Consider the following 12,216-nt stretch of genomic DNA (forward strand, 5'->3'; position numbering starts at 1 on the left):
GCGAAAATACTCCGAAAATTCGTAATTCACCTACGATTTTTCGTATATCACGGATTTTCGTAATAGCCAATAATCCAGCGAAATGCTTGTGCCAATTAGGCAATCGCGGAAATCGGCATGTGGCATATTCCTTGCTGCTTCTGCCTCAGCTTTAGGCAGGAGGGCTTCATGTCCACATTCGACAATCCGTTCGATCCCGACCGCAGACTTCGCGCCGGTGGCTGTAGCTGCGGCCAGCATGGCAGCGAAGCCGAGCATCAGGCCGCGGCCCAATTGCAGATCCAGGCGTCGGTCGAGAGCGAGCAGAAGCGCTACGAGGGCGTGGTTGCTTCCGCGATCATGCGCGCGATGTTTCCGCAGGATGTGGCGCGTCGCGCCTTCCTCAAATCGGTCGGGGCCGCCACCGCCGCCGCGGCATTGTCGCAATTCTTTCCGCTGAAGACCGCGACCGAAGCCTTCGCGCAAGGCGGACCGCTGGAAAAGAAGGACCTCAAGGTCGGCTTCATTCCGATCACCTGTGCGACGCCGATCATCATGGCGGCGCCGATGGGGTTCTATTCCAAGAACGGCCTCAACGTCGAAGTCATCAAGACCGCCGGCTGGGCCGTGATCCGCGACAAGACCATCAACAAGGAATACGACGCGGCCCACATGCTGTCGCCGATGCCGCTCGCCATCACCATGGGCGTCGGCTCCAACCCGCTGCCCTACACCATGCCGGCGGTGGAAAACATCAACGGCCAGGCGATCACGCTGGCGGTCAAGCACAAGGACAAGCGCAACCCGAAGGACTGGAAGGGTTTCAAGTTCGCGGTTCCCTTCGACTATTCGATGCACAACTACCTGCTGCGCTACTATCTCGCCGAGCACGGCATCGACCCGGATGCCGACGTGCAGATCCGCGCGGTGCCGCCGCCGGAAATGGTCGCCAATCTGCGCGCCGACAACATCGACGGCTTTCTCGGGCCCGATCCGATGAACCAGCGCGCGGTCTATGACGGCGTCGGATTCATCCACATCCTGACCAAGGATATCTGGGAAGGCCATCCGTGCTGCGCCTTCGCCGCATCGAAGGAATTCATCACCTCGATGCCGAACACCTATGGCGCGCTGCTGAAATCCATCATCGAGGCGACCGCATTCGCGCACAAGGCCGAGAACCGCAAGCAGATCGCCGAAGCCATCGCGCCGGCGAACTACCTGAACCAGCCGCAGATCGTGCTCGAGCAGATCCTCACCGGCACCTTCGCCGACGGCCTCGGCAATATCGTGAAGCAGCCGAACCGCGTCGATTTCGATCCGTTCCCCTGGCAGTCGTTTGCGATCTGGATCATGACGCAGATGAAGCGCTGGGGTCAGGTCAAGGGCGACATCGACTACGCCGGGATCGCTTCCCAAGTCTATCTCGCCACCGACGCCACCAGGCTGATGAAAGAGGCCGGGCTGACGCCGCCGACCACTACCACCAAGAGCTTCTCGGTGATGGGCAAGACCTTCGATCCGGCAAAGCCCGAGGAATATCTCAACAGCTTCAAGATCAGGAAGGCCAGCTGACCATGTCGGCCTCGCTCCGGCTTCGTGCCGCAATCGTGTCGATAGCGCTGTTCCTGGCCTTCATCGGCATCTGGCACATCGCCACGCGCGGCACCGGCGCCGTCGCCACCATGAGCCCGGAATACGCCAAGCTGATGGGGCTGACGGCGACGCAGGGCAAATCGGCGATGCCGGGCCCGCTCGACGTCGGCGCCAAGCTGTGGGAACACGTCAAGCGGCCGTTCTACGACAACGGGCCGAACGACAAGGGCCTCGGCATCCAGCTCGGCTATTCGATCGCGCGCGTAGGGCTCGGCTATTTGCTCGCGGTCATCGTCGCCATCCCGCTCGGATTCCTGATCGGGATGTCGCCGCTGATCAACAAGGCGCTCGATCCGTTCATCCAGATTCTGAAACCGATCTCGCCGCTCGCCTGGATGCCGCTGGCGCTCTACACCATCAAGGATTCCGGGCTGTCGGCCATCTTCGTGATTTTCATATGCTCGGTGTGGCCGATGCTGCTGAACACCGCGTTCGGCGTCGCCGCCGTGCGCAAGGAATGGATCAACGTCGCGCGCACGCTGGAGGTCGGCACCGTCAGGCGTGCCTTCACCGTGATCCTGCCCGCCGCGGCGCCGACGATCCTGACCGGCATGCGGATTTCGATCGGCATCGCCTGGCTGGTGATCGTCGCTGCCGAAATGCTGGTCGGCGGTACCGGCATCGGTTACTTCGTCTGGAACGAGTGGAACAACCTCTCGATCACCAACGTCATCATCGCCATCCTCCTGATCGGCGTGGTCGGCATGCTGCTCGACCAGATCCTCGCGCGGTTCACGCGCATGGTCACCTTCCCGGAGTGATGCGATGACCGAAAAATTCATCTCCATCGAAGCTATCGCCAAGCGCTATCCCGGCGCGGGCGGCGGCGAAATCGCGGTGTTCGATAATCTCTGGCTGTCGATGGGTCGCGGCGAGTTCGGCTGCGTGATCGGTCATTCCGGCTGCGGCAAGACCACGGTGCTCAACATTCTCGCCGGGCTCGACGAGCCGAGCGAGGGCACCGTGATCGTCGACGGCCAGGCGATCGAAGGCACCAGCCTCGACCGCGCCGTGATCTTCCAGAGCCACGCGCTGTTGCCGTGGCGTACCGTGCTCGGCAACGTCGCCTACGCCGTAACCTCGAAATGGCGCGACTGGGACCGCGCCAAAGTCAAGGCGCACGCCCAGACCTTCATCGATCTCGTGGGTCTCACCGGCGCCGAGCATAAGCGGCCGTCGGAACTCTCCGGCGGCATGAAGCAGCGCGTCGGCATCGCGCGGGCGCTCTCGATCACGCCGAAGATCATGCTGATGGACGAGCCGTTCTCGGCGCTGGATGCGCTGACCCGCGGCACGCTGCAGGACGAGGTGCGCCGCATCTGCCTGGAGACCGGCCAGACCGCATTCATGATCACCCACGATGTCGATGAAGCGATCTATCTCGCCGACAAGATTTTCCTGATGACCAACGGCCCCGGCGCGGTGCTGGCCGAGATCGTCGAAAACCCGCTGCCGAAGGATCGCGGCCGCGCCGACCTGCACCGGCATCCGCTGTACTACGCGCTGCGCAATCACATCGTGGATTTCCTGGTCAGCCGCAGCAAGACCTTTGCCGCCGACGTGCCCGGTCACGATCCACGCAATGTGCCGGTGGTTCGGATCGGTAAACCCGAACTGATGATCGCGTCCGATCCCGACGCGTCGCGCGACGAGTCCCGACAGACGTCATGGCCGGGCTTGTCCCGGCCATCCACGTCTTCCTAATCAACTTAGCAAGGACGTGGATGCCCGGGACAAGCCCGGGCATGACGATCGTAATAAGGAGACCACAATGAAACGATCCGACCTCACCGAGAAGCTGCTCGACATCAAGCGCGAGAAGGGCTGGAGCTGGAAGCACATCTGCGAGAAGATCGGCGGCTATTCCGAAGTGCTGATCGTCGGCGCCATCCTCGGCCAGATGAAGCTGACCAAGCCGCAGGCCGCCAATGCCGGCGAGCTGTTCGGGTTGTCGAAATCGGAAGTCGCAATGCTGAACGAGACGCCGATGCGCGGCGAGGGCACGCCGATGCCGCCGACCGATCCCCTGATCTACCGGTTCTATGAGCTGGTGATGATCAACGGCCCGGCCTGGAAGGCGCTGATCGAGGAAGAGTATGGCGACGGCATCATGTCGGCGATCGATTTCGACATGGTGATGGAGCGCCTGCCCAACCCCAAGGGCGACCGCGTCAAGATCACGATGTCCGGCAAGTTCCTGCCGTACAAATATTACGGCGCCAGCGGCAACGTGCCGGAATACGGGTTCAAGGAAGGATAGGACGCGAATGGCGAGTAGCGAATGGAAATTTCCCCATTCGCTATTCGCCACTCCCTATTCGCTTGGCCTTACGTCCCGGCCTTCACCTGCTGGATGGCCTGCGCCATCAGCTCGTCCATCTTCACGCGAAGCTGCGGCTCGGTGATGGCGACGCCCTTGGCGGTGAGGTCGGCCAGCACCTTGCGGACCACGTCGGCGTCGCCGGCTTCCTCGAAATCGGAGGCCACGACTTCCTTGGCATAGGCGGTCGCGGCCTCGCTCGTCAGTCCGAGCTTCTCCGCTACCCACATTCCGAGCAGCCGGTTGCGGCGGGCCTCGGCCTTGAACTTCTGTTCCTCGTCGAGGGCGTACTTCTTCTCGAAACCTTCCTCACGCTTGTCGAATGTGCTCATACCCCAGGGTTCCGATCTCTGTGCCAAAAATGGTTAAAACGGCCACGTTGCGGTCGCCGGCTCGCGCGCTTAGATAACGGTAGCCATTCGTTAAAACAACCGGCTTTAAGCCGCAGGGAGAGGGGTAAAACTCGCCCCAAACGGACCGGATCGATTGTACTCGATAGGCCAATCGGATAGGTTGCCTTTGGGCCCGGTTCTTGTTCTGTTTCCCGTTCCTGGCCTTCACGGCAGCTCCGTCGTGGGTCGCAATCCCTATGTCATCCGGAGCACACCAAATTCATGGATTTCAACAACACACGGTACATCCCAATGAGCCGTCGACGCCGCATTTATGAAGGCAAGGCCAAGGTCCTCTACGAAGGCCCGGAGCCGGGAACCCTGATCCAGCACTTCAAGGACGACGCGACCGCGTTCAATGCCAAGAAACACCAGGTGATCGAGGGCAAGGGCGTCCTCAACAACCGGATTTCGGAGTACCTGTTTCAGCACCTCAACGACATCGGGGTGCCGACCCACTTCATCCGCCGGCTCAACATGCGCGAGCAGCTGATTCGCGAGGTCGAGATCGTGCCGCTCGAGGTGGTGGTGCGGAACGTGGCGGCGGGCTCGCTGTCGCAGCGCCTCGGCATCGAGGAAGGTACCCAGCTGCCGCGCTCGATCATCGAGTTCTATTACAAGAACGACCAGCTCAACGACCCAATGGTCTCGGAAGAGCACATCACGGCGTTTGGCTGGGCCACGCCGCAGGAAATCGACGACATCATGGCGCTGGCCATCCGCGTCAACGACTTCCTGACCGGACTGTTTCTGGGCATCGGCATCCGCCTGGTCGATTTCAAGATGGAATGCGGCCGGCTGTTCGAGAACGACATGATGCGAATCATCGTCGCCGACGAGATCTCGCCCGATTCGTGCCGGCTATGGGACGTCAAGTCGAACGAGAAGCTCGACAAGGACCGCTTCCGCCGGGATCTCGGCGGCCTTTTGGAGGCCTATACCGAGGTCGCGAAAAGGCTGGGCATCCTGATGGAAAACGAGCGGCCGGTCGGCTCCGGTCCGGTGCTGGTCAAGAGCTAGAGGTCGGAAGTGAAAGCGCGCGTCACCGTTACACTGAAATCAGGCATTCTCGATCCGCAGGGCAAGGCCATCGAAGGGGCGCTGAAATCGCTCGGCGTCGACGGCGTCGCCAGCGTGCGCCAGGGCAAGGTATTCGACATCGAGATGTCGGGCTCCGACAAGGCCAAGGCGGAAGCCGCGCTGAAGGCCGCGGCCGACAAGCTGCTGGCGAACACCGTGATCGAGAATTACCGGGTTGAACTTCTCTAGGCCGATACCTCGATGAAATCCGCTGTTCTCGTTTTCCCCGGAATCAATCGCGAGCGCGACATGGCGCGCGCGCTGAAACTCGTATCGGGCCATGAAGCTGCGATGGTCTGGCATGCCGAGACCGCGCTGCCGAAGGGCACCGATCTGGTCGTAGTGCCGGGCGGGTTTTCTTATGGCGACTACCTGCGCTGCGGCGCCATCGCTGCCCGCGCGCCCGTGATGAACGCGGTGCGTGCTTTCGCTGCCGATGGCGGCTTGGTGCTCGGGGTCTGCAACGGTTTCCAGATTCTCTGCGAGGCAGGGCTGTTGCCCGGCGTGCTGATGCGCAATGCGCGGCTGAAATTCATCTGCCATGACGTGCATCTGCGGGTCGAGCGCTCCGACACGCCGTTCACCCGCGGCTACAATGCCGGCCAAATCATCCGCGTGCCGGTCGCCCATGGCGAGGGCAATTACGAGGCCGACGAAGAGACGCTGAAGCGGCTGGAGGGCGAGGGCAGGGTGCTCTATCGCTACTGCTCCGCCGAAGGCGTGGTCGACGAGCAATCCAACATCAACGGCGCCGCGAACTCGATCGCCGGCATCGTCAACGAGCGCGGCAATGTGCTCGGCATGATGCCGCATCCGGAAAATCACGTCGAAGACATCATGGGCTGCACCGACGGCCGCGGCCTGTTCGCAGGGCTGGTGGCGCATCTGGAGCGCGCGGCGTGAACGCCATAGCGTTTTCAAGCGAAGTGGGGACCGGTTCGCGTGAAGAAAACGCATCAAAATAAAGTCAGGGCGCGGCTGCTTGCAGTCGTCGCGGTGCTTTCGTTTGCCGCTGCCGCCCAGGCTCAGGACTACCCGAAGCGTCCCATCACCATGATCGTGCCGTTCGCGGCCGGCGGCACCTCCGACGTCATCGCGCGCACGGTCGCCGAACAGATGGGCGCATCGCTCGGACAGACCATCGTGATCGAGAATATCGCCGGTGCCGGTGGCTCAACCGCGTTGACACGGGCCGCGCGCGCGGAAGCGGATGGCTACACCATCGCAATCGGCAACGCCGGCACCAGCGCCGCCTCCTACACCATCTACCCGAAGTTGCCGTTCACGCCCGACTCCTTCGCGCCGATCGCCATGGTGGCGAAGACTTTCGGCATCGTGGCGCTGCGCAAGGACTTTCCGGCCAAAGACCTCAAGGAGTTCATCGCCTACGCCAGGAGCAATCCCGGCAGGATCAATCTCGGTCATGCCGGCGTCGGCTCGTCGAACTTCCTGATCTGCAAGAGCTTCGTGCGGGCGGCAGGCATCGATGTGCAACTGGTCGGCTATCGTGGTGCTGCGCCGGCTTTGACGGATGCGATCGGCGGCCAGATCGACGGCGTCTGCGACGCCGCAGCTTCCGTTTCCCAGCCGATCGGCGACAAACTGGTGAAGGGGTTGGTGGTCGGCTCGACCGTGCGGCTTTCGACGTTGCCGGATTTGCCGACCTCGGCCGAAGCCGGCCTTCCCGAATTCGAGGCGCAAGGCTGGAACGGCCTGTTTGCGCCGAAGGGCACGCCGCCCGAGATTATCGCCAAGTTGAACGCATCTGCGCGCACGGCGGTGGAGAGCGAGCAGGTCAAGAAGCGCTTTGCCGATCTGTCGACGGTCGCACCCGATGCCAACGAGCACGCCCCGGAAGTCTTGCAGCAGCTGGTGACGCGAGACGTCGAAAAGTATCGCAAGCTGCTGGAGGAGAAGAGGTAAATCGTTTTTCGAAGGCAATCACTCTGTCAGCTGGGGCCAGAACCGGTCATCGCCCGCCACCTCGCGAGACTGGCCGCGGGCCAGATCTCTTCCCTGTCATAGAACTCTTCGACGGCGGGCACGTTGGAGGGTAACACGATCCATGGCTGCTTCGACATCGTGAAAATGTGAACGTTCGGCGGTAGCGCATCCGGCGTGTCGAGCGTACCGACGCGAACGAAGCGGAAGCGATCGCCCGAACCCGCGAAGTTACTCCAGACCGCGATACGGCATTTGGGGCATCGTGAAATCTTCTGGCCCTTGCCGCTGAGAGAAGGAGTCACGACGATTTCAGGCTCGCCGGAGAGTAGTTCGACCCGGTCGGCTTCGATCATGGCATTGAGCGCAAACGATGCGCCGCTTTCGCGCTGGCACCATCGGCAATGACAGCAGTGAACGAAGAGGGGACGCTCCGTCATGCGGTAGCGGACGTTCCCGCACGTGCAGCCGCCCTCGATTGCGAATGTGCTCATGACCATGCTCCATCGTAGCGGCCTCGTCATCGAGGCAGACAACCGAGGTTGCTGCCAGGTTAGCGAATGCCTGATCCTGCCGTCAAACCCGGCTGGCAGATGGCTATGCCTGCGTTCGGCACAAGCCACCGGAAAACGGCTATCGCAGCCAGTGCGCCTGCGGCTTCGGCGGCAACGAAGCCAACAACATCCGACGGTCGGATGCCGGCGAACGTATCGGTGAGGGCCCGGGCGACGGTCACCGCGGGATTTGCGAAGTCGGTCGCCGTAAACCAGAAGGCTCCGCCTATATAGGCGGCAACCGCGCCCGCGACCGAAGAAGGGCGCGTCAGCGAACATGTCCAGACAATGCCCACCAGGCCAAAGGTCGACACGAATTCGCTGAACAGCTGCGATGGCCCGCTTCGCACATGTCTCGACAGGGAAAACACCGGCACGTCAAACATGAGGTGCGCTACACCCACTCCGATCACGGCCCCGGCAATCTGGATCGGCATATAGGCCACAGCGGCGCGGGGCGAGATATCGCCGCGGATCGCCATCGCAAATGTGATCAGCGGATTGAAGTGCGCGCCTGAAAGCGGCGCAAACCATTCGATCAAGGCGAACAGCGCGGCTGCTGTCGCCAGCGCGTTGGCAAGCAGCGCGATCGCGGCATTCCCGGCAGAAAGGCGTTCTCCCAGAATTCCGGAGCCGACCACCGCAACAAGCAGGAATCCCGTCCCGAGCGCCTCCGCCGTCAGGCGACGCCGGAGCGATATCAATTGGACCGCGCCGCGCGCATTGGTCGTCTCCGCAACACCGATGCCATGAAAGACCTCGGCGTATCGCTGTTGCATCTTGCCGGCCATGCCATCTGTCCTCAGGTGACCTGAGAGACCTTGTAGGCAATCCCGCCTTCGATCAGATATCCCGACCCTACGCAGACAATGTCGTTCAGCCAGGCGTATTGCTTCGCTCCCGTTTCGAACAGAGGGTTGGTCCGGAAGTAGTAGCGAGCAGGATCGACCTGATATCTTTTGACCGGATCGGCCATGTCGGCTCGCAGTTCGGGCGGCGTGATCCAGCGGCCGCCGTAGGTCATGTGCACCAGAGCGTCATCATGGGTGCGCAGGGTCAATCGCACGTCCAGCGTCATAGCTCCGTCGGCACGAAACAAGGCCCAGTCGCCGCCGCCAGCGAGAACCTCGCCACGCAATTTGGGGCCTTCGAAGGTGCCGCCGGCAGCGCCGAACAAAATCCGCCGACCCAGCGGGCCGTCGCCGATATTCAGCCGCGGATTCAAATCGATGACGATGTCGAACAGGTGGGTGGTCTCGATGTCGCCGATGGCCTTCACGCGTGGGTCTGATGTCATGAGTCGTTGCCTTCAATTGCGGGGAGGGTGATGCGGATGCCGCGCGCTATTCGGCCGCGAGCTGTGCAGCGGCGGCGTCTCCGAAGATCTTTCGCCGGACCGCGTCGGTGGACACGCCGGATTGGGCGCAGAGCGCCGACAGGTCAAAGAAGAACCGTTCGCCGGCAATCAGGTCGTCCTTGAAGGCGAATTGGATGTATACCGGCAGCTCAGCGCGCCTGCCGTTGGGGACTACGCCGAACCGATCGCCGGTCATGGTCATGTGCACCGTGCCCCAGCAGATCAACGCATCGTCGTTGCTGGCGCGACCTTGCAGGGCGACGTTGTAGTCAGGAAAGGACGCGAAGAACCTGGTCAGCGCCTTCTCGTTCTCGGCGAGGCCCCGCGCCATCGTCCCGAAGGCCGGGCTCTCAAGCAGCATTTCGGAGTGGAGAAGTCTTAAAGCCGCAGGCAGGTCCTGGCGGCTCTTGGCGACCGCCAGCGCCTGCGCCAGTTCGAACATCCGATTGCCGTTCATGTGATCCTCCGATCTGCGGCATGTCACGCTCATTCCGGATGCCTGGGTGGCAGTCGGCCGTACAAACATTCGAGATGTCTTTAACATACCGAATGTATGTAATATATTGAGAGACTAAACGACGTCAAGCGGTATGTTGCCTTCATGGACAAGAGCAAACCTGAGCGAAGTCGGCGCGAGGAGTACACGGAGGCAACCCGACTGGCGCTGCTGTCGGCCGGCCGTGATGTATTTGCGAAGGAGGGCTATCAGGCGGCTGGAATCGAGACGATCTCGCGGGCGGCGCGGGTGACGCGAGGCGCCTTCTATCACCACTTCGATGACAAGAAGGCCCTGTTCGATGCCGTCGTCGTGTCCCTGCAATCGGAGGCGGCTGCCAAGATCGGCGAACGGGCCCGGGCGCAGCGGAAGATATGGGAACGTCTGAGCGTGGGGATCGACGCGTATCTGGACGCCTGTCTCGAGCCGGCTTACGGGCGCATTGTCATCCAGGAGGCGGCGGCGGTGCTTGGCAACGAGCGCTATCGGGAAATCGAAGAGGCCTATCCGATGGCGCTTCTCACCGCGACCCTGAACGCCCTGAAGCGCGAGGGCGAACTCGATTTCGAGGACATCGATCTTCTCAGCCGCATGGTAGACGCCATGATCTGCAAGATGGCGCTCATGCTGCCGGAGGCGGACCACCCCAAGAAACTGCGAGAGCGTGGACAGAAGATCATCGGCAGCCTGCTCGGCGCCTTCCGCCGGGGATGATTGGCGTCCGCCTCATTGCTCCGCGGCTGGCCCGGACTTGCGTCCGTTCAGTCTTGCGCGGAACTGGTCGATCCTTCGTCCGTAGCCGCCGCCGGGGACGGTCATGGCGGCGACGCCGGCCATCACCAGCAGCAATCCGAGCGCCAGGTTCGACGGTACGGTTTCGCCGAGCAGCACGACCGACAGGCCGACGCCGATCGGAATGCGCAAATAGCCCTGCGCGTTGGTGGTCAGCGTGCCCAATCGCGTCAGGCACATGTAGAACAGCATCAATCCGAGCGCACTCGAGAAAATTCCCATGGTGACGGTGGCGGCGAGCGCTTCCGGCGTCGGCCGCAAGGTCCAGGGGTGCTCGACGATCAGCGCCGCCGGCAGCAGGATGAGACCGCCGAACAGCAGCGAGCCCGCCGCCACCACCATCGGGTCGTACTCGGTCAGCCGCAGCCCGAAGATCGTGGCGCAGGCAAAGGAGACGGTGGCGACCAGGATGACCATCTCGGCGAAGATATTGCCGCCGAGTCCGCCGAGCGAGTCGAGGCCGATGATGACGGCGGTTCCGGCGAGCCCCAGCACGGCGCCGGCGAGTTTCAGGAGCGTGGCCGGTTCATGCCGGGTGATGCCCCAGGTGATGAGGAAGGCGAAGATCGGCGTGGTCGACGCCAGCACCACGGTCGGCGCCGCCGCCACATATTGCTGCGCCCAGGTGATCATCAGGAACGGAATCGTCGAATTGATGGTCTGCTGCTGGGCGAACAGTTTCCAGGCCCTGGCATCGGCCGGAATTCGCATGCCCCGCGCGCGCAAAATCATGAGCAGAAAGCCGGCGGCGATCAGCGAGCGCGCCGAGATGAAGGTGATCGGAGGGATCGAGCCGAGGCCGATCTTGGTCAGCGGATAGGTCGAACTCCAGCAGCACGCCAGCGCCAGCAGCAGCGCGTAATCGCGCCAGCGGTGAGGGGCCCTTGGAGACCGGGCTGGATCCGGTGGCGCGGGTGGTGGGTCGCCTTCTATCGCTGCCATTTTCTTGAGCAACTCAATTCTCCCGGCGCGCCGGCCGCTCACAAGTCAGGAAACGCCGGGGATTGAGAGAGGCCGGGTCGAATCAGGTGGCAACCGCGCCCGCCTTTGCCGGCGGCTTCCACTTCACCCGCTTGATGGTGCCGGAAAAGGTGAATAGCGTCCGCTCGCCGGCTTTCAGCACGCCGCGCAGGAAGATCATCGAGCCGCCGGCCCGCATGACCTCGCCGGTACCCTCGACCAGCTCGCCTTCGCGCGCGCCGTCGAGAAATTCGCAGCCGAACGATACCGTCACTCCCGGACCCTGCAGCACGGGTGCGGCAAAGGCGAACAGGCAGTAGTCCGCAAACGTCATGAAGCAGCCGCCATGGACGTTGCGCATGCCGTTGAGGTGCTTCTTCTCGACCCGGAACGCACAACGCACGCTGCCGTCGTCCTCCATCCGGTGCCAGAACGGCCCGGTATGGGATTCGAAGTGGTCGCGGATCCAGGTGCGCCAGCCGGCGAATTCGCCCTCGGTTTCGACGTGCAGATCGGGACGGTGGAGGAATGCGGATTTGGTGATGTCGTCCAAGTGAAAAGGCCTTCAATTGAGGGTTTGAATCCTTAAATCCGATCCAGAACTGATGTGCAAACCCCGACAATGCATGGACCGCCCGCAAATCTATGGACAGCGGGAAAATGCGCCTAAAAAGGCCTTTTCCGGCCCC

16 protein-coding genes are annotated in these 12,216 nt (G+C 62.4%); 9 read left to right on the top strand and 7 right to left on the bottom strand.

Going from position 1 to position 12,216, the window contains the following annotated elements:
* Positions 1-168: 168 nt before the first annotated feature.
* The 4 genes from KMZ29_RS10670 (at position 169) to cynS (ending at position 3,895) form a co-directional block, all read left to right on the top strand.
* Positions 169-1,554, top strand: a complete 1,386-nt coding sequence (locus KMZ29_RS10670) for a CmpA/NrtA family ABC transporter substrate-binding protein (RefSeq protein ID WP_215623649.1) — start codon at positions 169-171, stop codon at positions 1,552-1,554.
* A gap of 2 nt (positions 1,555-1,556) precedes the next feature.
* Complete coding sequence (ntrB, locus tag KMZ29_RS10675; RefSeq protein ID WP_215606000.1) at positions 1,557-2,396, top strand: nitrate ABC transporter permease; 840 nt, start codon at positions 1,557-1,559, stop codon at positions 2,394-2,396.
* Between the two features lie 4 nt (positions 2,397-2,400).
* Positions 2,401-3,339, top strand: a complete 939-nt coding sequence (locus KMZ29_RS10680) for an ABC transporter ATP-binding protein (protein ID WP_215623650.1) — start codon at positions 2,401-2,403, stop codon at positions 3,337-3,339.
* Between the two features lie 67 nt (positions 3,340-3,406).
* Positions 3,407-3,895 carry a cyanase gene (gene cynS, locus KMZ29_RS10685; RefSeq protein WP_215612511.1) on the top strand — a complete coding sequence of 163 codons (489 nt, stop codon included), beginning with the start codon at positions 3,407-3,409 and terminating at the stop codon, positions 3,893-3,895.
* Positions 3,896-3,963: 68 nt separating this feature from the next.
* On the opposite strand, the gene KMZ29_RS10690 is transcribed toward cynS, so the two are convergent.
* Positions 3,964-4,287, bottom strand: a complete 324-nt coding sequence (locus KMZ29_RS10690) for a DUF1476 domain-containing protein (protein ID WP_215623651.1) — start codon at positions 4,285-4,287, stop codon at positions 3,964-3,966.
* A 312-nt stretch (positions 4,288-4,599) separates the two neighbouring features.
* Here KMZ29_RS10690 and purC point away from each other — a divergent pair, with 312 nt between their 5' ends.
* From purC to KMZ29_RS10710, 4 genes are read left to right on the top strand one after another with little or no spacing between them, the layout of a single operon-like run.
* Positions 4,600-5,367: a phosphoribosylaminoimidazolesuccinocarboxamide synthase gene (gene purC, locus KMZ29_RS10695; protein WP_215606004.1), complete on the top strand. Its 768-nt coding sequence runs from the start codon at positions 4,600-4,602 to the stop codon at positions 5,365-5,367.
* A gap of 9 nt (positions 5,368-5,376) precedes the next feature.
* Positions 5,377-5,616 (top strand): phosphoribosylformylglycinamidine synthase subunit PurS, encoded by a 240-nt coding sequence (gene purS, locus KMZ29_RS10700; protein ID WP_215612509.1) that lies wholly within the window; start codon positions 5,377-5,379, stop codon positions 5,614-5,616.
* Between the two features lie 12 nt (positions 5,617-5,628).
* Positions 5,629-6,330 (top strand): phosphoribosylformylglycinamidine synthase subunit PurQ, encoded by a 702-nt coding sequence (purQ, locus tag KMZ29_RS10705; RefSeq protein ID WP_215623652.1) that lies wholly within the window; start codon positions 5,629-5,631, stop codon positions 6,328-6,330.
* Between the two features lie 39 nt (positions 6,331-6,369).
* Positions 6,370-7,350: a tripartite tricarboxylate transporter substrate binding protein BugD gene (locus KMZ29_RS10710; RefSeq protein WP_215623653.1), complete on the top strand. Its 981-nt coding sequence runs from the start codon at positions 6,370-6,372 to the stop codon at positions 7,348-7,350.
* A gap of 26 nt (positions 7,351-7,376) precedes the next feature.
* On the opposite strand, the gene KMZ29_RS10715 is transcribed toward KMZ29_RS10710, so the two are convergent.
* The 4 genes from KMZ29_RS10715 to KMZ29_RS10730 all read right to left on the bottom strand — a co-directional run bounded on the left by KMZ29_RS10715 (position 7,377) and on the right by KMZ29_RS10730 (position 9,721).
* On the bottom strand, positions 7,377-7,862 hold the full coding sequence (locus KMZ29_RS10715; RefSeq protein WP_215623654.1) for a GFA family protein: 486 nt from the start codon (positions 7,860-7,862) through the stop codon (positions 7,377-7,379).
* A 59-nt stretch (positions 7,863-7,921) separates the two neighbouring features.
* Positions 7,922-8,713 (bottom strand): aquaporin, encoded by a 792-nt coding sequence (locus KMZ29_RS10720; protein WP_249779888.1) that lies wholly within the window; start codon positions 8,711-8,713, stop codon positions 7,922-7,924.
* Positions 8,714-8,724: 11 nt separating this feature from the next.
* Positions 8,725-9,201: a DUF3237 domain-containing protein gene (locus KMZ29_RS10725; protein ID WP_249779889.1), complete on the bottom strand. Its 477-nt coding sequence runs from the start codon at positions 9,199-9,201 to the stop codon at positions 8,725-8,727.
* 64 nt (positions 9,202-9,265) lie between these two features.
* A complete protein-coding gene (locus KMZ29_RS10730; protein ID WP_249779890.1) occupies positions 9,266-9,721 on the bottom strand; it encodes an ester cyclase in 456 nt (151 codons plus the stop codon).
* Between the two features lie 159 nt (positions 9,722-9,880).
* Between KMZ29_RS10730 and KMZ29_RS10735 the strand changes: the two genes are divergently transcribed.
* A complete protein-coding gene (locus KMZ29_RS10735) occupies positions 9,881-10,489 on the top strand; it encodes a TetR/AcrR family transcriptional regulator (RefSeq protein ID WP_215623657.1) in 609 nt (202 codons plus the stop codon).
* Between the two features lie 12 nt (positions 10,490-10,501).
* Here KMZ29_RS10735 and KMZ29_RS10740 read toward each other — a convergent pair whose 3' ends face one another.
* Together KMZ29_RS10740 and KMZ29_RS10745 are read right to left on the bottom strand one after the other, a co-directional pair.
* Positions 10,502-11,509, bottom strand: coding sequence for a DMT family transporter (locus KMZ29_RS10740; RefSeq protein WP_215623658.1), 1,008 nt, complete (start codon positions 11,507-11,509; stop codon positions 10,502-10,504).
* A gap of 82 nt (positions 11,510-11,591) precedes the next feature.
* Positions 11,592-12,080, bottom strand: a complete 489-nt coding sequence (locus KMZ29_RS10745) for a PaaI family thioesterase (RefSeq protein ID WP_215623659.1) — start codon at positions 12,078-12,080, stop codon at positions 11,592-11,594.
* Positions 12,081-12,216 lie beyond the last annotated feature (136 nt).

Source organism: Bradyrhizobium sediminis (assembly GCF_018736085.1).
In the GTDB taxonomy this organism is placed as follows: Bacteria; Pseudomonadota; Alphaproteobacteria; order Rhizobiales; family Xanthobacteraceae; genus Bradyrhizobium; species Bradyrhizobium sediminis.

What these genes read in the sequence shown, in the direction of transcription:
- KMZ29_RS10680 (WP_215623650.1), top strand. Translation starts at nt 2,401, where the DNA reads ATGACCGAAAAATTCATCTCCATCGAAGCTATCGCCAAGCGCTATCCC.
- cynS (WP_215612511.1), top strand. Translation starts at nt 3,407, where the DNA reads ATGAAACGATCCGACCTCACCGAGAAGCTGCTCGACATCAAGCGCGAG.
- KMZ29_RS10735 (WP_215623657.1), top strand. Translation starts at nt 9,881, where the DNA reads ATGGACAAGAGCAAACCTGAGCGAAGTCGGCGCGAGGAGTACACGGAG.
- KMZ29_RS10690 (WP_215623651.1), bottom strand. Translation starts at nt 4,287, where the DNA reads ATGAGCACATTCGACAAGCGTGAGGAAGGTTTCGAGAAGAAGTACGCC.
- KMZ29_RS10730 (WP_249779890.1), bottom strand. Translation starts at nt 9,721, where the DNA reads ATGTTCGAACTGGCGCAGGCGCTGGCGGTCGCCAAGAGCCGCCAGGAC.
- KMZ29_RS10670 (WP_215623649.1), top strand. Translation starts at nt 169, where the DNA reads ATGTCCACATTCGACAATCCGTTCGATCCCGACCGCAGACTTCGCGCC.
- KMZ29_RS10720 (WP_249779888.1), bottom strand. Translation starts at nt 8,713, where the DNA reads ATGGCCGGCAAGATGCAACAGCGATACGCCGAGGTCTTTCATGGCATC.
- KMZ29_RS10740 (WP_215623658.1), bottom strand. Translation starts at nt 11,509, where the DNA reads ATGGCAGCGATAGAAGGCGACCCACCACCCGCGCCACCGGATCCAGCC.
- purC (WP_215606004.1), top strand. Translation starts at nt 4,600, where the DNA reads ATGAGCCGTCGACGCCGCATTTATGAAGGCAAGGCCAAGGTCCTCTAC.
- KMZ29_RS10715 (WP_215623654.1), bottom strand. Translation starts at nt 7,862, where the DNA reads ATGAGCACATTCGCAATCGAGGGCGGCTGCACGTGCGGGAACGTCCGC.
- ntrB (WP_215606000.1), top strand. Translation starts at nt 1,557, where the DNA reads ATGTCGGCCTCGCTCCGGCTTCGTGCCGCAATCGTGTCGATAGCGCTG.
- purQ (WP_215623652.1), top strand. Translation starts at nt 5,629, where the DNA reads ATGAAATCCGCTGTTCTCGTTTTCCCCGGAATCAATCGCGAGCGCGAC.